This is a genomic window from Kitasatospora sp. NPDC058115 (assembly GCF_042884635.1).
Lineage (GTDB): Bacteria > Actinomycetota > Actinomycetes > Streptomycetales > Streptomycetaceae > Kitasatospora.
This window is the reverse complement of record NZ_JBHVTL010000006.1, coordinates 84111-105810: the sequence shown is the minus strand read 5'-3', so window position 1 is coordinate 105810 and position 21700 is coordinate 84111. Positions and strand designations below refer to the sequence as shown.

Sequence of the window (21700 nt, the reverse complement as noted above, 5' to 3'; positions counted from 1 at the left end):
CCAGTAACTTACCTGTCGGTAGTAGCTGTGGCCCGGCTGTCCGTCCCCCACCCGTTTCTCTCCCCCAGGAGGAACCGTGCTCCGCCGTGCCCGGAAATCCCTGCTGCTCGCGTCCGTCGCGCTCGGCGCCGCCCTGGCGACGACCGCCACCGGCGCCCAGGCCGCCACCCCCGCCCCGCACCGCTACGTGGCCCTCGGCGACTCCTACGCGTCCGGCGCCGGCGTCCCGAGCCAGTCGGCCGGCCTGTGCCTGCGCTCCGACCGCAACTACGGCCACCTGGTCGCCGCCGCGCTCGGCGCCGCCGCCTACCGCGACGTCACCTGCGCCGCCGCCAAGGTCGCGGCCGTGACCCGGGCCCAGTACGACGCCTTCATCCGGGTCAACGACCCGCAGATCGACGCGGTGACCGCCGACACCGACCTCATCACCCTCGGGATCGGCGGCAACGACCTCGGCGACAGCGACATCGGGATCGGCGACGTGATCGCCACCTGCATCGCGGGCGCGGTGGTCAACCCGCTCGGCACCCCGTGCACCGACGTCTACCGCCACGGCCACTGGGACTGGTCCAGCTGGTCCTGGCAGTACGGCGGGGACGACCTCGCCGACCGGATCGACGCCACCGGGCCGCGGCTCGCGGACACCGTGCGCACGCTGCGCGCCAAGGCCCCGAACGCCCGGATCCTGCTGGTCGGCTACCCCTCGGTGCTGCCCGCCGACGGCGCCTCCTGCGTGCTGCGCCAGCCGCTCGCCCCGGGCGACGTCCCGTACCTGCACGGCGTGCTCGACCGGCTGAACGGCATGCTGCGCTCCACCGCCGCGGCGGTCGGCGCCACCTACGTGGACACCGCCACCCCGACCCGCGGGCACGACGTCTGCGCGGACGAGCGCTGGATCGAGGGGGCGCTGCCCGGCTCCCCGGCCGTCCCCTTCCACCCCAACGCGACCGGCGAGCGGGTCATGGCGGACGCCGTGCTGGCCGCGCTGCGCCCGTAGGGGCGCCGAGCCCCGAGGGGGCGGTGACCGGACCCCGGTCACCGCCCCCTCGGTCGTGCGCGCTCAGCGGCCTCACGGCTTGATGCGGACCACCTGCGGGTCGTGGTCGCTCGCCTGCCGGGCGAACTCGGCGTTGATGTGCACCACGTCGTACTTGGCGTACCCGACCTCCGGGCTGACCAGGATGTGGTCCAGGACCTGCGAGTTGCCCTGGTAGACGTACGAGTACTGCTCCTTCTCCGGCAGCTCGTTCACCAGGTCGCGCAGCACGCCGTCCTTGGTGAGCGCGGCCAGCGCGGGCGAGAACTGGTAGTCGTTGAAGTCGCCGACCGAGACCACCTTGGCCTCCTTGTCGGCGGCCAGCAGCTTGGCGACGAAGGCCTGCTCCACGGTGGCCTGGGCGGTCCGCTGGACCTCGGAGGAGCGGGTCGGGGCCTGGAAGCGGCTGTCGATGCCCTGGTCGCCGCCCTTGCTGTTGAAGTGGTTGGCGATGACGAAGACCTTCTTGCCGCGGAAGGAGAACTGGCCCACCAGCGGCTTGCGGCTGTTGGCCCACGCCGCGTCGGCGGGGGCGATCCGGCCGGGCGAGGCGGTCAGCGAGGCGGCGGCGCCGGTGCCGGCGACGTCCACGGCGGTGGTGGCGGTGCCGCCCGGGATGTCGGTGAAGGAGACCCGCTGCGGGTTGAACAGGAACACCTGGCGGATGTTGCCGCCGGGCTCGCCGCCGTCCTTGCCGTCCTCCGGGTCCACCGAGCGCCAGTCGTACGCCGGGCCGCCGGCCGCCTTGATCGCGGCGATGAACTTGGCGACGGTCTGGCTCGCGTCCACCGTGCCGTCGTTCTTGGCGCCGTTGTTGTCCTGGATCTCCTCCAGGGCGACGATGTCGGGCGAGCGCAGGTGGGTGACGATGCCGGCGGCCAGCTCGGCGAACTTGGCGTCCGGGTTGGTGGCGGCCAGGTTCTCCACGTTGTAGGTGGCGACGGTGAGTTCGCGCTCGCCGGCCTGGGCGGTGACCTCGCGCTGCAGGTGGTTGTCCTGCAGCGCGCCGAGGGTTCCGGCGACCAGGGTGTAACCGCCGAACTGGTTGTAGTCCAGCGGGCCCGAGGTGGTGCCGGTCAGCACGTCGCCCACGTTGGCGACCGGGAAGGGCTGCTCCGAGACCGGGGCCTGCTGCTGGACCATCAGCCGGCCGACGTTCGGCTCGGCGTAGGACTCGTAGAGCAGGCCGCCGCGCTTGCTCTTCTGGTCCTGCTTGTCGGCGGCGACCCACAGCTCGTTGTACTTGTCGGTGGCCTGGACGACCCGCACGTCGCGGACCTCGACCAGCATGCCCTCCAGCGACTCGTAGAAGTCGAGGGTGTACTTCTCCGGGTCCAGGGTGACACCGTTGATGGTGCCGTCGGCGCCGGCCTGCGGGCTGTAGGTGCCCGGGATGTTGCGGGTGTCGACGACCACCGGGGCCGGCAGCGGGTTGCCGGAGGAGAGCACGGTGACGGCCGGGTTGCTCAGCTGGGTGAGCGACTGCGAGCCGCCGTTGAAGTTCGGGTAGTACTCCGTCACCTTGCCGGTGACCAGCACCGAGTCGCCGACCTTGACGGCCGGGTTGGCGGAGCCGGTGTAGACGAAGACGCCCTCGCTGGTGGCCGGGTCGGCGTCCGGGTTCGGGTCCTGGATCCAGAAGCCCTTGGAGCCGTAGGCGCGCACGCCGGTCACGACGCCGGGCACGCCCGCGACGGTCCTGCCGGTGCGCTCCGAGACCCGGGTGGTGCCCTGGATGTCGTGGATCCGGACGGTGCCCGGCTCGGTCGGGCCGGTCGGGGTGGAGCCCTCGGCGACCTCGCCGCGGCTGTTGGTCGGCGTCGGGGCGCCGGCCGCGAGGTCGGCCGCGTTGTCGTCGGTGTCGGGCAGGCCGGCCTTCCGGGCCACCGAGGCGGTGTTGGAGGCGCCGGGCACCGAGGCCGAGCCCTCGTGGACCACGGCGGTGCCGAAGCCGACGAGGTCGCGCACCCGCGCGTCGGCGGCGCAGTCGGCGGCGGTCTTGCAGGTCAGCGGGTCGGTGCCGCGGACCAGCGCGACGGTGCCGCTGGTGCCGGAGAGCGCAAGCGAGCCGGCCGCGTCCGGGGCGGGCAGCTCGACGGTGCCCGCGGCGCCGGCCGACTCGGCGACCAGGTAACGCCCGCCGGGGGCGATCGACCCGGTCAGCGGGGTGACGCCCCACTGGGAGTTGGGGCCGGGGGCCGCGGATATGTACTGGATGCTCCAGCCGTCCAGGCCGAAGGCGGCGCCGCCCTTGTTGGCCAGCTCGACGAAGTCGTTCTTCAGGGTGGCGCCCGAGTTGCCGCCGCCGCCGTAGACCTCGGCGATCAGCGCGTCGGCGGAGGGCGCGGCCACGGCGGCCGGCAGCGGGGCCAGCACCAGGGAGACGGCGAGACCGGCCGGGAGGACCGCGGCGCGCAGCAGGGCGCGGCGGGAACGCGGACGGGGAGCAGTGGGGGTGGTCACCGGAACGGGACTCCTAGCTGTGGGTGAGGGTCGGTCGGCCGGGCGCACCGCGCACCCCGCCCCGCTACCCGCGTAGAAAGCCGTGCGGAAGCCGGGAACCGCCCCCCGCAGCGCCCAAAGATACGCGCGTAGAAAATGACCGGACAAGAGTCCGGAAGTGAACTTCTCCGTGACGTCCGGAGATCGCCGCCCCGAGGCCGTGACGACCGCTACAGCCAGCCCCGCTGAGCCGCCTTCAGGCCCGCCTCGAAGCGGCTCGCCGCCTCCAGACGCTCCATCAGCGCGGCCATCTGCCGCCGCACCGTGCGCACCGAGACGCCCAGCCGCTTGGCCGCCGCGTCGTCGGTCAGCCCGGTGGACAGCAGCCGCAGCAGCTCCCGCTCGCCGGGGCTGAGACCGGTGGCGGTGTCCTCCGGGCGGGGGTCCCCGCCGAGCGGGACGGCCGCCTCCCAGGTCCGCTCGAACAGCGCGACCAGCGAGGCGACGATCCCGGGCTCCTCGGTGCACAGCGCACCGGCCCGGGTGTTCTCCGGGTCGATCGGCACCACCGCGGTGGTGCCGTCGAAGACCAGCATCCGCGGCGGCAGCACCGGGGAGGTCCGCACCCGGCCGCCCAGCGAGGTCATCCACTGCGTGTAGGCGAAGGTCTCCGGGTCGTTGCGGACGCTGTCCTGGTAGATGGTGCGCAGGCTGATGCCGCGCCGCAGGGCGTCCTCGTCGAGCGGGCGGGAGGCGGCCAGGCTGGCCGCGGACTGCGCGCCGCCGGGCATCACGCCCAGGCACTCGGTGGTCAGCCGGGCGGTCAGCACCTCCAGCTTGGACTGGATGGCGTCGAGGCCGACCAGCCGCTCGCCGCCGTCGACCAGGGTGGCCGAGCGGAGCGTGGCGTACTCCGCGACGGCGCGCGCCACGGCGGCCTTGGAGACGGCCAGCTCCTGCTGCCGGCGCGCGAGCTCCTCCTCCTGACGACGCAGCAGCAGTTCCAGGCCGCGCTCCGGGCTGACCGGCCACAGGGCGCCCGGGCGCTCCCGGGAGGCGCGCAGCAGGGTGAGGTCGGCGAGCCGGTCCAGGGCTGCCCGGACGGCGGTTTCGGAGAGTTCGAGCCGTTCGCAGAGTTCGGCCACTCCGCCCTCCGGATCCGCGAGCATCTCGCGGTACACGGCTTCCGCGGTGGTGTCCAGGCCCAGCAGTTCCAGCACGTCAACGACCCCTGATCGTCACAACATCGCCTTCGAGCGAATGAATTTCCGTCCGGTCCGCCGACCCCCGATCCTTCCTCCGGCCGTCCCGCCGCCACAAGACGCGATCCGGTCACCCGGGTAGAACCGGACCATCCGGTCTGTTCTGCGGACACCGCCGGGCGGCCCGCGCCAGCCCCCGGTTGCCGCCACGGGGTTGCAGCATCCTGCCTGGCCGGATGCTGCAACCCGTCCGCCCTCCCGCGGCGGGCCCGGCGCCGGGAGTATTCACTCAGCGCGCAACGCACCACCGGCACCACCGCTCACCACGCCCCGAACCACGCTCCGCCCCACGCCCTGAACCACGCCCTGAACCACGCCCCGAACCACCGTGCACAGAACAGGAACCGCCGTGCCGAAGTCCGTCCGGCTGCTCGCCGTCGCCGCTCTCGCACTCACCCTCGCCACCGCCGCCGCCCCCGCCCTCTCCGCCCCGCAGGCCGCCCCGGCCGCCGTCACCCTCGCCGCGACCGCCCCCGCCGACGGGCCGGGGATCGGCTGGGACGGGCCCGGCATCGGCTGGGACGCCCCGGGCGCCCGGATCATCGGCTGGGACACCCTGGCCGGCGGCCCCGGCATCGGCTGGGACTGACCGTTCGGTGTTCGCCGTCCATCTGACCCTCCTGGACGTCTCGGCCGAGCCGACGGGCGAGGCCGGACCCGCCGACGTCCAGGACACCCTGTGGGCGCGCGCCGTTCCGGGCGACGGCCTGGAACACGTGCGCGCCTGCGCCGTCCCGGGGGGCGTCGGCCTGGTGCTGTACGTCCGCGCGCCCGACCGGGGGGCGGCCGAGCTGAGGGCGTACGCCCTGCTCGACCGGGCGCTGGCGGAGGGCCCCGTGCGCCGCTACGCGGTGGCGGCTCCACCGTAGGCCGCGGCCCCGGCGCCGAACACTTCCTGATCTTCCGTCCGGTTTTCGGACGGTTGCCTTCTCTCGCAAACTTGGCCGATTCATGCCCATGGCTCGGACCGGCCCTTTACTGACATGCGCATGCCCATATGCAGGCCCCGCCGAGCCCGGTCCCCCCGGGCCGACGCGGCATGCCCGCACGGACCCGCGCGCGTCGCCGTCGAAACGAACCACCTCCATCAAGACCGTCGAGGAGCTCCATGTCCCACCCGACCGGCACACCGCCCCGGCCCCGCGCCGGGGACACCGTGCCAGCCGTCCGCGCCCCACGCCGCCGCAACGGCGTGCTGCGCAACACCGCGGTCGCCCTCTCCGTGGTGCTCGCCGCCGAGGCCGCCGTCGTCGCCCTGACCAGCGGCCAGTCCTTCGCCGTCGGCCCCGACCGGACCGCCGCCGCCGGGACCGCCCCCGCACTCGGCGCCGCCGAGGCCGCGGACATCGCCTCCGCCCACCTCAAGGCCCGCCTGGAGAACCGCCGGATCGAGGTGGTCGGCGAGCGCACCGAGTCCACCACCACCTGGATCAACCCGGACGGCACCACCACCCTGGACATGGCCACCGGCCCGGTCCGGTACAAGGACAAGTCCGGCAAGCTCCAGCCGATCGACGTGACCCTGGCCCAGCAGCCCGACGGTTCCGTCAAGGCCAAGGGCCACCCGCTCGGCCTCTCGCTGGCCGGCGCCACCCCGGCCGCCGCCGCGTCCACGTTCAAGGCGGCCGGCGCCCCGGCCGGCGACCAGCAGGCCCCGGCCGTCCCGCTGGTCTCGCTGGACAACGGCGACGGCACCACCATGTCGCTGTCCTGGCGGGGCACCCTGCCGGCCCCCAAGGTGGACGGCACCAAGGCCCGCTACGAGAACGCGCTCACCGCGACCGACCTCGTCATCGAGTCCACCCGGACCGGTTTCGAGCAGTTCCTGGAGCTCAAGAACCGCTCGGCGGTCGGCGCCAACGGCACCGTCACGATGACCCTGGACGCGGCCGGCCTCCAGGCCCGCCACAACGCGGACAACTCGGTCTCCTTCCTCGACCCGAAGACCGGCGAGGAGAAGGGCCAGCTGCCCGCCCCGGTGATGTGGGACGCCCAGGTCGACGAGCGCAGCGGCGACCACACCCGCACCGCCCCGGTCGCCCTGAAGGTCACCCAGAACGGCAACGCCGTCGACCTCACGCTGACCCCGGACGCGGCGTTCCTCAACGACCCGAAGACCCAGTACCCGGTCACCATCGACCCAGCGGTCAACATCGGCGTCGGCTTCGACACCTTCGTCCAGGAGGGCTACGGCACCGACGTCTCCTCCCAGACCGAGCTGAAGCTGGGCAACAACGGCTCCAGCCAGGTGGCCCGCTCCTTCCTGCAGTTCCCGATGGCCGCCATCAGCGGCAAGCAGGTCACCGCCGCCAAGCTCAACCTCTGGGAGTTCCACTCCTGGTCCTGCACGGCCAAGAGCTGGGAGGTCTGGGACACCGGCACGGCGACCACCGCCTCCCGCTGGACGGCCCAGCCCGGCTGGAACCGCAAGTGGGCCACCAGCACCGCGACCAAGGGCTACTCCAGCGCCTGCGCCGCAGGCTGGACCAACACCGACATCACCTCGCTGGTGCAGGCCTGGGCCGGCAACGGCAACGCCAACAACACGCTGGGCATCCGGGCCACCGACGAGGGCGACCCGTACGGCTGGAAGAAGTTCAACTCCGGCAACGCGTCCTCCAACACGCCCTACCTGTCGGTGACCTACAACACCGCGCCGGCCGTCTCCACCCTGATCTCCCCGGCGAACGCCGCGCTCACCGGCGACTCCACGCCGACCCTGTCGGCCAAGGCGACCGACCCCGACGGCGGCAACATCGCGCTGGACTTCGAGATCTGGGCGTCCAACGGCACCGCCGCGCTGCAGTCCGGCCGCACCGCCATGGCCGCCTCCGGCTCCACCTTCACCTGGACCCCGGGCACCGCCCTGCCGGCCGGCGCCTACAAGTGGCGCTCCCGGTCCTGGGACGGCAGCGTCAACAGCGCCTGGTCCGGCTACCGCACCTTCACGGTGGACACCACCGCCCCGGCCACCACCGCCGTCTCCTCCGGTGACTTCCCGGCCGGCCAGTGGGCCGGCACCCCGGACGCCTCCGGCAACTTCACCGGCACCTTCACCTTCACCCCGCCGAGCGGCGACGTGAAGGACATCCAGTACCGGCTGGACGGCGGCGCCTGGGTGACCGTCGCGACCACCGGCACGCCGGTGAGCGCGGCGCTCACCTTCAAGGGCGGCCAGCACACCGTCACCGCGCACACCCGCGACGCGGCCGGCAACGTCTCCGCGGACACCGGCTACGTGTTCAACGCGGGCAAGGGCGCGGCCCTCACCTCGCCCGGCGCCGGCGAGCGCGCGGCCCGCCGCACCACGCTGGCCGCCGAGGGCCAGAGCACCGCGAGCGGCGTGCGCTACCAGTACCGCCGCGGTGAGACGGCCGCCTGGACCGACATCCCGGTCGCCAACGTCACCACCGCCACCGGCGGCGCCGTCACCGCCTGGCCGTTCGCGGTCACCGGCGGCAAGCCCGCGCCGCTGACCTGGAACCTCACCGACACCCTGGCCACCGACGGCCCGGTCGACGTCCGCGCGGTCTTCACCGTGGGCACCGGCACCGACGCCTCGGAGCCGAACACCATCACCGTCGACCGCAACGGCGGCAACGCGCCGGACGCCGAGGTCGGCCCGGGCCGGGTCAACACCCTCACCGGTGACTACACCCTCACCGCGACCGACGCCTCCGCCTTCGGCCTGAGCACCGGCCGCACCTTCTCCTCCCGGCACCCCGAGAACGGCGCCGCGCAGGAGGGCCAGGCGGCCATCTTCGGCCCGCAGTGGAGCGCCGGCACCATGGCCGAGCTGACCTCCTCGGACTGGGCGTACATCCGGCAGACCTCCGCCACCTCGGTGTCGATCGTCGACGCCGGTGGCCGGGAGACCGGCTTCACCGCCACCACCGGCGGCGGCTGGAAGCCCGAGCCCGGCGCGGAGACGCTCACCCTGACCGGCGCGCTCACCGGCTCCTTCACCCTGAAGAACACCAACGGCGCCACCACCACCTTCGCCAAGGTCGACCCGGCCGCCACCACCTGGCAGGTCACCACCTCCTCGACGGCCACCGACAACTCCACCACCACCGTGGTCTCGGAGAAGGTCGTGGTCGCCGGCAGGACCCTGGCCCGCCCGAAGTTCGTCGTCGCGCCGACCACGGCCGTCGCCAACGCCACCTGCGCCTCCAACCCCGCCGCCAACGGCTGCCGGGTCCTGGAGTACGTCTACGCCGACGCCACCACCGCCACCACCGCCGCGCTCGGCGACGTGGCCGGCCAGGTGAAGCAGGTCCGCCTCTGGTCCAACCTGCCGGGTGCCACCGCGGCCACCCCGGTCGCCGTCGCCGAGTACCGCTACGACGACATGACCCGGCTGCGCGAGGAGTGGGACCCGCGGATCAGCCCCGCGCTGAAGACCGCCTACACCTACGACGCGGCCGGCCGGGTCATCACCCTGACCCCGCCCGGCGAGCTCGCCTGGACCTTCACCTACGGCAAGGCCGGCAACGCCGCCACCGCCGGTGAGGGCATGCTGCTGGCGGCCTCCCGGCCGTCCCTCCAGCAGGGCAGCGCCGACGTGGTGAACGGCACCGCCGCCACCAACCTCGTCTACGACGTGCCGCTGAGCGGCGCCAACGCCCCGTACAAGCTGGGCACCGCGGACGTCGCCGCGTGGGGCCAGACCAACGCCCCCACCGACGCCACCGCGATCTTCCCCGCCGACGCCCCGCCGGCCAGCCACGACGGCCGGGTGCTCGGCTCGGGCGACTTCGCCAAGGCGTCGATCACCTACACCAACGCCTCCGGCCGCGAGGTCAACTCCGCCTCCACGGGCGGCGTCACCACCACCGAGTACGACGCCTTCGGCAACGCGACCCGCAAGCTGAGCGCGGAGAACCGGGCACTCGCCCTGTCCACCTCCGCCGAGGGGCTGGCCAAGCTGCGCGCGCTCGGCCTCGACAAGGCGAGCACCGCCGACCGCGCCCAGGCGCTGTCCACCCTGACCGTCTACTCGGCGGACGGCGAGCGGCAGACCGACGAGTTCAGCCCGCTGCACGTGGTCACCCTGGAGCGCGACCTGGCCGCCTCCGGCGCCAGCCCGGCCCGCCCGGCCGGTGACGAGGTCCCGGCCCGGACGCACACCGCCACCACCTACGACGAGGGCCGCCCGGCCGACGCCGCGGTGAGCAACGAGCCCACCACGGCCACCCTCGGCGCGCGCATCGACGGCTACGCCGCCGACGCGGACGTCCGCACCACCACCACCGCCTACGACTGGGCCAAGGGTCTGGCCACCCAGACCACCGAGGACCCGGCGGGCCTGAAGCTCACCAAGACCGTCGCGTACGACACCCAGGGCCGGGCCGTGAAGACCTCCCTGCCCAAGTCGAACGGCACCGACGTCGGCACCACCGTCACCACCTACTGGTCGGCCACCGGCACCGGTGCCTGCGCCGCCCGCCCGGAGTGGGCCGACCTGCCCTGCTCCACCGGCCCGGCCGCCGCGGCGACCGACGCCGGCACCAACCCGGCGGAGATCCCCACCAGCACCACCGAGTACGACCGCTACGGCCGCCCGGCCGTGGTCCGGGAGACCGCCAACGGCGTCACCCGCACCACCACCACGACCACCGACGCGGCCGGCCGCACCACCAAGGTCGCGGTGACCGGCGGCACCGGCACCGCCGTGCCGGACAGCACCACCGGCTACGACGCGGCCACCGGCCGGATCGTCAGCACCACCGACGGCACCGCCACCGTGCGCACCGTGTTCGACAAGCTCGGCCGGGTCGTCGGCTACGACGACGGCGCCGGCAGCGTCACCACCACCGAGTACGACGTGGCCGATCGCCCGGTCAAGCACAGCGACTCGGCGCCGTCCACCACCACCCTGGCCTACGACGGCTACGGCCGGACGCAGTCGCTCACCGACTCGGTGGCGGGCACCATGACCGCCGCGTACGACTCCGAGGGCAAGCTCACCAGGCAGACCCTGCCCGGCGGCTACGTCCTGACCAACAGCTACGACACCCAGGGCACCCTCACCGGCAAGGTGTACACCGCCGCCGACGGCACCGTCGTGCTGGCCGACTACGCCGACTTCACCGTCCACGGCCAGCAGGCCGGGCACGCGCTGACCGCCGGCGCCAGCACCGAGTCGGCCTTCGGCTACGACGCCTCCGGCCGCCTCACCAAGGCCGCCGACAAGGCCCTCGACGGCTGCACCACCCGCGCCTACACGTTCGACAAGAACAGCAACCGCACCGCGCTGACCACAACCAAGGAGGACTGCGACCCGGCCACCGTCGACTCCACCAGCAGCACGGTGGGCTCGCAGTACGACGCGGCCGACCGTCTGAAGGGCGCCGTCCACGACGCCTTCGGCCGCATCACCACCCACCCCAAGGGCGCCCAGTTCGGCTACTACGCCAACGACCTGGTCCGCACCGAGACCTCGGGCACCCAGCGCAACACCTGGGCGCTGGACGCGGCCGGCCGCCTGGCCTCCCGCACCACCGAGACCCAGGCCGGCGACGGCACCTGGAGCACCACGGCCACCAGCCTGAACCACTACGGCTGCTCCTGCGACAGCCCCACCTGGTCCAAGGCCGGCAACGGCGCGGTCGCCCGCAGCGTGACCGACCTCAGCGGCACGCTGGGCGCGATCACCGGCGCCACCGAGGGCACCGTCCTGCAGCTCACCAACCTGCACGGTGACGTGTCCGTCCAGCTCCCGCTGGACCCGGCGCAGGCGCTGAGCGTGCGCGCCTTCGACGAGTACGGCGTCAGCCTCGGCGACCCGGTCACCGGCTACGGCTGGATCGGCGGCGAGCAGCGCGACTCCTCCACCGCCACCGGCGTCGTCCTGATGGGCTCGCGGCTGTACGACCCGAGCCTCGGCCGGTTCCTGCAGGCCGACCCGGTCCCGGGCGGCAACGCCAACGCCTACACCTACCCGGCCGACCCGGTGAACTCCTTCGACCTGGACGGGCGCTGGAGCTGGTCCAAGACCCGCTACTACTCCTGGGGCCGCCTCTGGGCGCACCTGGAGGCGCACCTCGGCTGGCGCGGACTGCGGTACAAGGCGCAGCTCACCTTCTACTTCAACCGCGCGTACACCGGGAAGATCGGCCGCAACGCCCACTACATCTACGGCCCGATCTGGGTCGGCGTGGGACTGCTCGGGCCGATCGGCGCGGGCTTCGCCCTGGCGGCGGGCGCCTACTCCGGCTACGTCCAGCACATGGCCTCGAAGGCGTACTACCACCACCGGTGCCTGGCGATCGCCATCGGCGCGGTCGGCTGGAACGGCCTGTCCGCCCCGGGCGTGCGGTCCTGGACGTACGGCTGCTGATCCGGACACCCGGCCGAAGGACCCCGCTCCGGCCGAAGGACCCCCGTTGAGAAGGAGGCCCGCCCGACCACCAGGTCGGGCGGGCCTCCCGCGTCCGGTTCCCCGGCGGTGCTACTCCGCCTTCTCGGCCGCGGCGGTGAGCCCGGCCGACCACTTCTCCTCGACGTTGCCGAACTTCCAGTAGGCGATCGCCGCCGCCCAGGTCAGCACGAAGAGGCCGACGATGGCGTAGCCGACCAGGTCGAGGTTCAGCTCGCCGATCCAGGCGACCGGCCCGCTGGTGATGTCGAGCTTCTCGCCGAGCAGCCCGATCAGCTCGATCGAGCCGATGACCAGGGCGACCAGCACCGACAGGCCGGTGACGGTCAGGTTGTAGTAGATCTTGCGGACCGGCTTGGAGAACGCCCACTCGTAGGCGAAGTTCATGAACGAGCCGTCGATGGTGTCCAGCAGGCTCATGCCCGCGGCGAACAGGACCGGCAGCACCAGCAGCGCGTACCAGGGCAGCTGGAACGCCGCCGCGCCGCCGGCCAGCACCAGCAGCGAGACCTCGGTGGCGGTGTCGAAGCCCAGGCCGAACAGCAGGCCGACCGGGTACATGTGCCAGGGCTTGGTGACGGCCTTGGTCACCCGGCCGAGGATGCGGTTCATGAAGCCGCGCTTCTCCAGCTGGGCCTCCAGCTCCGCCTCGTCGAACTCGCCGTCGCGCATCCGGCGGAACACCTTGAGGATGCCGTTGAACGCGCCCAGGTTGATCAGGCCGAGGGCGAGCAGGAAGGTCCCGGAGACGGTGACGCCGATCAGGCCGGTGGTCTCGTGCAGGGTGGAGTCGTCGGACTCGATCTGGCCGGCCAGCGAACGGATGCCGAAGGCGAGCAGCGCGCAGAGGCCGAAGACGATCGAGGAGTGGCCCAGCGAGAACCAGAAGCCGACCGACAGCGGCCGCTTGCCCTGGCCCATCAGCTTGCGGGTGGTGTTGTCGATGGCGGCGATGTGGTCGGCGTCGAAGGCGTGCCGCATGCCGAGGGTGTACGCGGTGAGGCCCATGCCGGCGCCGAAGACCTGGCCGCCGACGTCGTAGTGCTCGGGCGCGACGAGCGCGAGCAGGGTGAACCAGCCGATCACGTGCAGGGCGAGGATGAAGCCGCCCATGCCTGCGAGGCGGATCCACTCCTCACGGGTGAGCCGGTCGCGCCAGCGGGGGCCGGTCATCGGGGGTCCTTTCATGAGGCCGTCGGGGCTCCGCGGGTTCCGTTCCGGCCCTCGGAGCTGGGCCATCCTTCCTTCTCGTCGCAATTAGTTGCAAGTCATGCGCAATTACAAACTGGTCACCGGGTGGCGGACGAACGGGAGGATGATGGGAGTACCGGCCTCACCTCCCGCGCGCTCGTCACTCGGGAGGTACCGCTCATGTCCCGCCTGCGCACGGCCGCCGCGCTCCTCGCGACGGCCTTAGTCACCGTCGGTCTCGCGACGACCGGCGGCCCCGGGTTCCCCGGCGCCGCCGCCCCCGCCGCCGCCACCACGACCCACCGGGTGCTGTTCGACAACAGCAAGGCCGAGACGGCCGGCAACGCCGACTGGATCGTCTCCAAGGTCCAGCCCGACCCCCTGGGCGAGAACGCCCACCCCACCACCGACAAGAACTGGACCGGCGCGCTCTCCTCCTGGGGCATCGCCCTCCAGCAGACCGGCCAGTACAGCCTGAAGACCCTGCCGCCGGGCGGCACGTTCACCTTCGGCACCGGCGCCCCGCTGGACCTGGCCAACTTCGACACCGTCGTGATCCCCGAGCCGAACATCAGGTTCACCCCGGACGAGAAGGCCGCCCTGATGCACTTCGTGCAGAACGGCGGCGGGCTGTTCCTGATCTCCGACCACACGATGAGCGACCGCAACAACGACGGCATCGACTCGCCCGCGATCATCAACGACCTGTTCACGGACAACGGCGTCGACAACAGCGACCCCTTCGGGTTCAGCGTCGACCTGACGAAGATCCACGACGAGAACCCGCGCGCCGTCGACGACCCGGCCGACCCGGTGCTGCACGGCCCGTTCGGCACCGTCACCGGCTCGATCATCCGCGACGGGACCACGATGACCCTGCACCCCGCCGACAACCCGGCGGTCAGGGGCATCGTCTACCGGCCCGGCTCCTCCGGGGACACCGGCGCCTTCTTCGTCACCAGCACCTTCGGCAACGGCCGGATCGCCGCCTGGGGCGACAGCTCGCCCCCCGAGGACGGCACCGGGCAGCCGAACAACGCGCTGCACGACGGCTGGAACGACCCGGCCGGCACCGACGCCGCCCTCGCGCTCAACGCCACCGCCTGGCTGAGCAAGGCCTGACGGCCCTCCCGACCCCGCACCGCCTTCCCGCGCGCCCGGCCGGCCCTCACCGGGCGCGCGCCCGCTTCCTCCCCTACTGTCGGAATGATCCCCACCGATCCGCGCGATCCGCGCCGATCGGGCGCTGATCCGCACGATCCGCGCCGATCGACGCTGATCCGCACCGACGACCGGGACCCGATGGAGCGGCCATGCCCTCGTACCCCTACCGCACCACCCGCGAGGACCTGCGCGTCCCCCTCCCCGACGGCACCGAGCTGGGCGCCCGCCTGTGGCGCCCGGTGACCGACGAGCCCGTCCCCGTCGTGCTGGAGTACTCCACCGACCGCCTCACCGACTGGACCGCCACCGACGACGCCCGCCGCCATCCCTGGATCGCCGGCCACGGCCATGCCGCCGTCCGGGTCGACGCCCGCGGCCACGGCAACTCCGGCGGCGTCCCGGCCCTCTCCTCCGGCTCCTCCGCCCCCGGCGGTCCCGGCGCCCCCGGCGGCCTGGCCGCCGACGGTGCCGAGGTCGTCCGGTGGCTCGCCGCCCGGCCCTGGTGCAGCGGCCGGGTCGGCCTGCTCGGCACCGGCGCCGCCGGGGAGACCGCCCTGCACGTGGCCGCCCTCGCGCCGGACGCCGTCCACGCGGCGGTGGTCGTCTGCCCCGACGGCCCGCACCGCCTCGGCGGCGCCGTCCTCGCCGCCGACGGTCACACCCGCGCCACCGACCGGCTCGCCGACGCGGCCCGCCCGCCGGACCCCCGGTACGTCGGCGACGACTGGCGGGCGATGTGGCTGGCCCGGCTCGACGCCCTCGAACCCCCGCTCGCCGACTGGCTCGCCGCCGACCCCGCCCCCGCACCGGCCGCCGCCGTCCCCACCCTGGCCGTCGCCGGCTGGTCGGACCCGTCGGCCGGCACCGTCCTCGCCCTCGCCGCCGCCGGATCCGGCCCCGCCGCCGGGCCCGCCGTCCGCGCCGTCCTCGGCCCCTGGCCGCACGGCCTGCCCGACGAGATCCTCCCCGAGGCGCTGCGCTGGTACGACCACTGGCTGCGCGACATCGACGCCGGCGCCCTCGCCGCCCCCGCCCTGCGCAGCTGGCGCACCGACCACTGGTGCGGCGACGACCCCTGGCCCTCCCCCGCGATCCGCGAGGTCCACTACGGCCTCGACGGCCCGCTGCGCACCGCCGGCACCGCCTCCGAGGACCGCTGGGTGCACGTCCGCTCGCCGCAGCACACCGGTCTCGACGCCGGCGCCCCCGTCCCGCTCGGCCGCCCCGCCGACCAGCCGCCCGACCAGCGCGAGGAGGACGGCCGCTCGGTCTGCTTCGACTCCAGGCCGCTGCCCGAACCCCTGGACCCGCTCGGCACCCCGACGCTGACCCTGCACCTGAACGCGGCCGCCGGTCCGGCCCTGGTCGCCGCCCGCCTCTGCGCCGTCGCCCCCGACGGCACCTCCACCCTGCTCGCCCGCGGCGTCCGCGCCCTGACCGCACCGGGCGGACCCTTCGACGCCACCGTGGAGTTCGCCCCGACCGGCGCCGCCGTCCCGACCGGCCACCGCCTGCGGCTCGCCCTCTCCTCCACCTACTGGCCGTGGATCTGGCCCGGCCCCGAACCGGCCGGCTTCGCCCTCGATCCCTCCCGCTCCACCCTCACCCTCCCCGTCCGCCGCCCCGCCCCCGACACCGGCGACCTCACCTTCCGCTCCCCCACCCTGCCCCTCCCGCCCCCGCTCCAGCTCACCGAACCGCTCACCGCCCACCCCGAGCGCGTCACCGTCCACGACAGCGGCCGCCGCGAATGGCGCACCGAGCTCTCCCCCGCCACCGACGGCACCCGCACCCACCCCGACGGCCTGGTCCGCGCCGAACAGACCGTCACCGCCTACCGCGTCCTCACCGCCACCCCCCTCAGCGCCCGCGCCCGCACCGACCGCACCGTCCGCCTCGAACGCCCCGCCGCCGGCTGGGACACCACCGTCCACACCCGCACCGAGATCCGCTGCGACCCCACCCACCTCCTCGCCCACACCCAGCTACGGGCGGAGGAGGCCGGCAACGTCGTCTTCACCCGCGAGTGGCGCCACCGCATCCCTCGCTGAACCGCCCGGCTCCGCCGTACGGCCCCGACATCCGAGCTACTGTGGATGTCATGACTGCGGCCTACGAGGAGATCCCCTTCAGCGAGCTGCTCCACCGGCCCGCTGCCACCACCAGCAGACTCGACGCCGTGCGTGCGCTGAGACTCCGCCGCCGTGACGCCGGCGATCTCGCGCTGATGCGGGTCGACCAGCTCGAACAGGACAGCACGGTCGTCGACTTCACGTCCCGCCTGCTCAGCGGGCTGGTGCGGACCGGCAACGCCGCCGCCCTCCGCGCCGCACTGCCCGAAGCACTGCCCTGGGTGACGTTCCTCCCCGACGAGGACGTCGACGAGCTCATCGGCGAACTGGTGGACGTCGCCCGTGGCGCGGTCGCCCTCGACAACCTGGCCCCGATCGCCCTGCTCCTCACCCAGTGGCGGCACACCGCCGAAGTCCACGCGGACCCCGCCCTGTACGCCGCGCTGACCCACGAGCCCGAGGGCGACCTCGGGCCCGTACCCCGCCCCGGAACACCCGAGTGAGCCCGAAACGGGGCGATCGCGCGGCACCGCCTCCGGTCGAGGACGAGTACGATCTCCGGTTCGCCAACTCCGAAGCCGCCCAGGGCTGGGACCTTCTCGGCCGCCGGGGCGAGGGGGGTGGTCACTTCCTCCAGTCCGGTGCCAGGACGACGGCCTTGAGCTGGTCCACCGAGAGGGCGGGCTCGCCGGGCCGGAAGTCGTAGCCGTTCTCGCCGTTCCACTCGTAGAGCTTCACGCTCCGGCCGTCCGGGTAGTACACCTGCGCCGTCCAGTGCAGCAGCGGGTCGACGGCGGTCTTGCCGTTGCCGAACCGGTTGGTCACGACGAGCGTGCCGTCGGGCAGCTTCTCCCGCACCTCCAGCGGGGTCGGCAGGCCCTCCTCGGTGCCCTTCCTGTCCTGACGCCCCTTCGCCCCGGCCGGTTCGACCAGGACCGACACCTTGCTGCTCCGCTCCCCGGCCGTGACCGTGAGCGTGGCGTGCTGCTCGTCGGCCCCGGCGGCGGTCGTGCCCGGCGGGAGCAGCCCGGTGAGCGTCGCGAGCAGTTCGGCGGCCGGCGGTGTCGTCGTCGGGGCGGCGGCCGGCGGCGTCCTCGGCACCTTGGGCGCCTTGGGGTTCGCCGGGAGCGCGGCGACCACCCGCGCCCAGGCCGGTGCCGTCACGATCGTTGCCAACTGCTCGGCGTCCAGCGGGGGTTCCGCCCGGTTCGGGGAGGCCGGCCGCCCGTTGTACTCGGTGATCCGGACCACGGTGCCGTCGGGCGCGGCCCACGTCGCCTGCCACTGGCGCTGGTCGGGCACATTGGCGTCCCGCCGCTTGTCGACCACCACGACCGAGCCGTCCGGGCGCTCGGTGCGCTCGCAGGAGTCCTGCGGCGTGGTGAACGGATCCGAGCAGCGCGCCGCCTCGTCGGGGCGCTGCGTACCGCGCTCCACCCCGTAGGTGATCACGCTCGTCCCCTTGCCGTCGTCGAACTCCACCACACCGAAGTGCTGGTGCGCCCCCCGCGACGTGTTCGGGTCGCCGGGCTCCTCCGTGAACGTGGACCGCACCGACCCCGCCGGCAGCAGACCGGTCACCAGCTGCACCACCTCGTCCGCGGTCATCGGCCGCACCGGCTCGGCGGCCGGCCCGGCCGGTCCCGGCCCCGCACCCCCGGCGAGCAGGCCCACCCCTCCGGCCACCAGCACCACCGCCGCCACGGCGCCGGCCACCGCGGCCCGTCGCCGACCGCGCCGGCGCCGGCCGCGCCGCTCGGCGCCGGTGGCCAGGCCGAACAGCGCGTCGTCCGGCGCGAGCGCCGCCGCCCCGCGCAGCGCACGGGCGAACTCCGCCTCGAACTCCTCCTCAACCGGCACGACCCAACCCCGCCTTCCCCATCTCCCCGGCCGACTCCGCCGCCAGAGCGCCCCGCATCCGCGCCAGCGCCCGGCTGCTGCGCGAGCGCACGGCGGTGCTGCTCAGCCGCAGCGCCGCCGCCGTCTCCTCCACACTCCGGTCCTCCCAGAAGCGCAGCACCAGCACCGCGCGGTCCTGCGGCGGCAGCTCCGCGAGCGCCCGCAACAGGGTGAGCCGCAACGCGGGATCGGGGTCGACGACGGCGATGTCCGGCAGGACGTCCGTGACCCGCTCGCTGCTGCTGCGCCGGCGCCGGTACGAGAGGAAGGTGTTCACCAGGACGGTCTGCGCGTAGCCGCTCGGGTTCGCCGTCCGCGAGATCCGCCGCCACTTCACGAAGACCCGGCCGAGTGCCTCCTGGACGAGGTCCTCGGCGAGGTGCGCGTCGCCCCCGGTCAGGAGGAACGCCGTCCGCAGCAACGGACGCCCCCGCGACGCCACGAAGGCCGGAAAGTCGGGCGGTGATTCTCCCGGCCCGGCCGCCACTATCTGCTCCATGCTCTTATAACGCGATCACCCGGCGGTCTTGTGGCACGCCGCGCACGGAGGCGGTCCGGCGTCCTGCGCGCACGCGGACGCCCGTCGGCCGCCCGGCGCGGGGCCGGGCGGCCGACGGGCGATCAGCCGATCCCTCAGCCGGTCGTGATCGAGGTGTCGTCGATGACGAAGCTGGTCTGCAGCGAGGCGTCCTCGGTGCCGGTGAACTTGAGGGTCACCGACTGGCCCGCGTAGGCCGAGAGGTCGAAGGTCCGCAGCTGGTAGCCGGCGGCCGCGTCGGCGTTGGAGTAGGTCTTCAGCGTGGTGCCGTTGACCTGGACCGTCAGCTTGTCGTACGCGGTGGTGCCGGACTCACCGGTGTCGATGTGCAGGTAGAAGCTCAGCGTCGCCTTGCAGCCGGCCGGGACGGAGACCGTCTGGGACAGCGTGTCGGTGTGGGTCGAGCCGTAGCCGTTCAGCCAGGCCTTCCACGAACCGCCGTGCGCCGCCTGCGAGGACGAGTTGTCGACCACACCGCTCGACTGCGTCCACGGCGCCGCCGCGCCCGTCTCGAAGCCCGCGTTGCCGAGCAGCTGCGCCGGGGTGCAGGTGCCGCCACCGCCTCCGGTGACCGTCCAGGTGAAGCTCGTGCTGCCCGTCTTCGCCGCGGCGTCCTTGACCGTGACGGTCACGTTGTACGTGCCCGCCGTGGTCGCGGTGCCGCTGATGGCGCCGGTGGAGGGGTTGATCGACAGCCCGGCCGGCAGGCCGGTCGCCGAGTAGGTGTACGGCGTCGAGCCGCCGCTCGCCTGGATCTGGAGGTTCGCCGAGCCGCCCACCGCCGTCGACTGGCCGCCCGGGTTCACGACCGAGACGGAGCCGCTGCCCGCGGGCTTCGTCAGCAGGCACCCGCTGACGTTGAGGTCGATCACGCGCCCGTTGCCCAGGCAGGTGGTGAACCAGTAGGTCTCCTGGCCGTAGCTCTGCCCCTGGTGCGCGGTGGTGGTGCCGTCGGCCGCCACCTCGCACGGGTTGTTGAGCGTGCACATCTGGCCGTCGTCGTTGCCGGTGTTGTTGATGCCGACGACCTTCTTCGTCGCGGCGTCGACGATCGGCGAGCCCGAGGTGCCGTGGGTGGTGTTGCAGCCGGCGCTGTAGCGGAGGGAGTCGCGCCAGGTCCACGCGTCCTCGCGCAGGGTGCCGACGAAGCCGTTGATGGAGCAGTTCCAGGTCTGCTTCCAGTACGAGGACGGTATGAACATCGCCGAACCGTCGACCGGGTGCGTGTCGCTGATGGTCAGCGCCGTCGCGCCGAACTTGGAGGTGATCGACCCGAAGGTGTCGGTGAGCTGGTAGAGCGCGACGTCCGTGCCGGTCATCGTGGCGTAGAGGATCTTGTCGGCCGTCACGGTGCCGAGGGAGCCGCCCGAAGCGTTGAGCAGGGTGCCGCTGCGGCTGGCGGTCTGGTTCTGGATGACCTGGCCGGCGGACGGCATGGTCGGCAGGCAGTGGCCGTTGGTGAGCATGAGGGCCCGGTCGGCGTCGACCGAGGAGGGGTAACGCACCAGCGAGGCGGAGCAGTTGCTCAGCGCGATGGTGGACGTCAGGTCACCGGCCTGCACCGCCTGCGCGGGCGCGACTGCCACGGAGGTCAGGACCCCGGCAATGACAGCGCTCGCGGCGGACGCGGCGGCAAGTCTCTTGAACATGGCTCTCCTTGTGGGGGATGCGGGGCGTACGACCGGTTGCGGACGCCCGCGCCGCACGAAAGTGCCATGACCACTTCAAATGGTCAACCGTGCAGACAGAAGTCGCCCGGGGGAATTCACCGGGGCCGGACCGGCCGGATCACCGCCGGGACGGACACGCGCGAGTGCCTGGCGGCAGGTCGGGCAGGTCGGGCAGGTCGGGCAGGGCAGAATCGGACGCATGAACGACAGCTTCACGCACCTCGGGACCGTCACCGCGCCCTCCGGGGTCCTGGTGTTCGGCATGGCGACCTGGCTGGACCTCTGGCCGGAGGTCGGGCAGCCGTTGTCCGAGCGGGCGCGGGAGGCGGTGGCGGCGGGGGCCGGCGGCGGGCACCTCGTGGACGACGAGGCGGAGGCGGTGGCCGTCGGCGTCGACGGGACGCGGGCGCTGACGGTGCGGGCCCGGACGGCGCCGTCGCCGTTCGACGAGGAGCCGGCGATCGCCGTGCTGGAGGTGGACCTGGGGGTGCCGTGGCCCGCCGGGCGGGAGGCGCCGGTGCTGCTCGGGGACCTGCCCGTGGACCGGGGCGGGATGGTGCTCGGGGACGCGGTCGGGCTGGACGGCTGGACCGGGCCGGAGGGCGAGCCGGCCGACGGGCTCGCCGATGTCAGCTACTGGGGGCGCGATCTGGAGGAGGCGCACCAGCGATTCGGCGGGGTGCGGATCCCGCAGTACGACGGGGACCCGCAGGGACCCTACGGCTGGCTGGACCTTCCCGTCGGCACGGCGAAGGCCCTCGCCACCGAGGTCGCGGCGTACCGGGGCGGCGTGGTCTCCTCCGTCGACCCGCACACCGACTTCCACCTCCTCCATCGCGCCGGCCGCACCCGCCCGCTGGGCGTCGGCGCGATCGAGGTCGGCGGCTGCCCCGTGCTCGGCTTCAGCTGGTGCCAGGGCGACCACGCCGTCCGGCACCACGGTGAGCGGGACTGGGGCCGGGTGTACCCCGTCACCCTCGATCGTGGTGCGGACGGCGGGACGGTGCTGCGGTGGAGCATCCCGGAGTGGGCCGAGGAGGAATAG

At 73.5% G+C, this 21700-nt stretch carries 13 protein-coding genes and 2 pseudogenes; 8 read left to right on the top strand and 7 right to left on the bottom strand.

Annotation, left to right across the window (positions count from 1 at the left end):
- Positions 1–76: 76 nt before the first annotated feature.
- Positions 77–997 carry an SGNH/GDSL hydrolase family protein gene (locus ACFVVL_RS08285; RefSeq protein ID WP_387672408.1) on the top strand — a complete coding sequence of 307 codons (921 nt, stop codon included), beginning with the start codon at positions 77–79 and terminating at the stop codon, positions 995–997.
- Between the two features lie 72 nt (positions 998–1069).
- Here the strand turns inward: ACFVVL_RS08285 and ACFVVL_RS08280 are convergent, their stop codons facing one another.
- Positions 1070–3499: an endonuclease/exonuclease/phosphatase family protein gene (locus tag ACFVVL_RS08280; RefSeq protein WP_387672405.1), complete on the bottom strand. Its 2430-nt coding sequence runs from the start codon at positions 3497–3499 to the stop codon at positions 1070–1072.
- 209 nt (positions 3500–3708) lie between these two features.
- Entirely contained in the window at positions 3709–4698 is a 990-nt protein-coding gene (locus ACFVVL_RS08275) for a LuxR C-terminal-related transcriptional regulator (RefSeq protein ID WP_380291185.1), read from the bottom strand.
- Positions 4699–5089: 391 nt separating this feature from the next.
- Between ACFVVL_RS08275 and ACFVVL_RS08270 the strand changes: the two genes are divergently transcribed.
- The 3 genes from ACFVVL_RS08270 (at position 5090) to ACFVVL_RS08260 (ending at position 12082) form a co-directional block, all read left to right on the top strand.
- The gene (locus tag ACFVVL_RS08270; RefSeq protein ID WP_380291187.1) at positions 5090–5329 is read left to right on the top strand and encodes a hypothetical protein; all 240 of its coding nucleotides are present in this window, start codon (positions 5090–5092) and stop codon (positions 5327–5329) included.
- Between the two features lie 7 nt (positions 5330–5336).
- Positions 5337–5609, top strand: a complete 273-nt coding sequence (locus ACFVVL_RS08265) for a hypothetical protein (RefSeq protein WP_380291189.1) — start codon at positions 5337–5339, stop codon at positions 5607–5609.
- Positions 5610–5848: 239 nt separating this feature from the next.
- Positions 5849–12082, top strand: coding sequence for a DNRLRE domain-containing protein (locus ACFVVL_RS08260; protein ID WP_387672400.1), 6234 nt, complete (start codon positions 5849–5851; stop codon positions 12080–12082).
- 111 nt (positions 12083–12193) lie between these two features.
- On the opposite strand, the gene ACFVVL_RS08255 is transcribed toward ACFVVL_RS08260, so the two are convergent.
- Positions 12194–13294, bottom strand: a complete 1101-nt coding sequence (locus ACFVVL_RS08255) for a HoxN/HupN/NixA family nickel/cobalt transporter (RefSeq protein ID WP_380291193.1) — start codon at positions 13292–13294, stop codon at positions 12194–12196.
- A 198-nt stretch (positions 13295–13492) separates the two neighbouring features.
- On the opposite strand from ACFVVL_RS08255, the gene ACFVVL_RS08250 reads away from it, so the two are divergent.
- The 3 genes from ACFVVL_RS08250 (at position 13493) to ACFVVL_RS08240 (ending at position 17051) form a co-directional block, all read left to right on the top strand.
- Positions 13493–14434 carry a hydrolase gene (locus ACFVVL_RS08250; protein ID WP_387672396.1) on the top strand — a complete coding sequence of 314 codons (942 nt, stop codon included), beginning with the start codon at positions 13493–13495 and terminating at the stop codon, positions 14432–14434.
- A gap of 191 nt (positions 14435–14625) precedes the next feature.
- A complete protein-coding gene (locus ACFVVL_RS08245) occupies positions 14626–16527 on the top strand; it encodes a CocE/NonD family hydrolase (RefSeq protein WP_387672393.1) in 1902 nt (633 codons plus the stop codon).
- A gap of 50 nt (positions 16528–16577) precedes the next feature.
- A complete protein-coding gene (locus tag ACFVVL_RS08240) occupies positions 16578–17051 on the top strand; it encodes a hypothetical protein (protein WP_387672390.1) in 474 nt (157 codons plus the stop codon).
- Positions 17052–17172: 121 nt separating this feature from the next.
- Here ACFVVL_RS08240 and ACFVVL_RS08235 read toward each other — a convergent pair whose 3' ends face one another.
- The 4 genes and pseudogenes from ACFVVL_RS08235 to ACFVVL_RS08220 form a co-directional block, all read right to left on the bottom strand.
- On the bottom strand, positions 17173–18408 hold the full coding sequence (locus tag ACFVVL_RS08235; protein WP_387672387.1) for a hypothetical protein: 1236 nt from the start codon (positions 18406–18408) through the stop codon (positions 17173–17175).
- Positions 18398–18946 carry a SigE family RNA polymerase sigma factor gene (locus ACFVVL_RS08230; protein ID WP_387672384.1) on the bottom strand — a complete coding sequence of 183 codons (549 nt, stop codon included), beginning with the start codon at positions 18944–18946 and terminating at the stop codon, positions 18398–18400. The genes ACFVVL_RS08235 and ACFVVL_RS08230 overlap by 11 nt, the downstream gene beginning before the upstream one ends.
- 134 nt (positions 18947–19080) lie before the next feature.
- Positions 19081–19803, bottom strand: a pseudogene (locus ACFVVL_RS08225) (putative Ig domain-containing protein); the annotation flags it as partial.
- 210 nt (positions 19804–20013) lie between these two features.
- Positions 20014–20634 (bottom strand): annotated as a pseudogene (locus ACFVVL_RS08220) (serine protease); the annotation flags it as partial.
- Between the two features lie 220 nt (positions 20635–20854).
- Here ACFVVL_RS08220 and ACFVVL_RS08215 point away from each other — a divergent pair.
- Complete coding sequence (locus tag ACFVVL_RS08215) at positions 20855–21700, top strand: hypothetical protein (protein WP_387672381.1); 846 nt, start codon at positions 20855–20857, stop codon at positions 21698–21700.

What these genes read in the sequence shown, in the direction of transcription:
- ACFVVL_RS08260 (WP_387672400.1), top strand. Translation starts at nt 5,849, where the DNA reads ATGTCCCACCCGACCGGCACACCGCCCCGGCCCCGCGCCGGGGACACC.
- ACFVVL_RS08255 (WP_380291193.1), bottom strand. Translation starts at nt 13,294, where the DNA reads ATGACCGGCCCCCGCTGGCGCGACCGGCTCACCCGTGAGGAGTGGATC.
- ACFVVL_RS08250 (WP_387672396.1), top strand. Translation starts at nt 13,493, where the DNA reads ATGTCCCGCCTGCGCACGGCCGCCGCGCTCCTCGCGACGGCCTTAGTC.
- ACFVVL_RS08245 (WP_387672393.1), top strand. Translation starts at nt 14,626, where the DNA reads ATGCCCTCGTACCCCTACCGCACCACCCGCGAGGACCTGCGCGTCCCC.
- ACFVVL_RS08240 (WP_387672390.1), top strand. Translation starts at nt 16,578, where the DNA reads ATGACTGCGGCCTACGAGGAGATCCCCTTCAGCGAGCTGCTCCACCGG.
- ACFVVL_RS08230 (WP_387672384.1), bottom strand. Translation starts at nt 18,946, where the DNA reads ATGGAGCAGATAGTGGCGGCCGGGCCGGGAGAATCACCGCCCGACTTT.
- ACFVVL_RS08215 (WP_387672381.1), top strand. Translation starts at nt 20,855, where the DNA reads ATGAACGACAGCTTCACGCACCTCGGGACCGTCACCGCGCCCTCCGGG.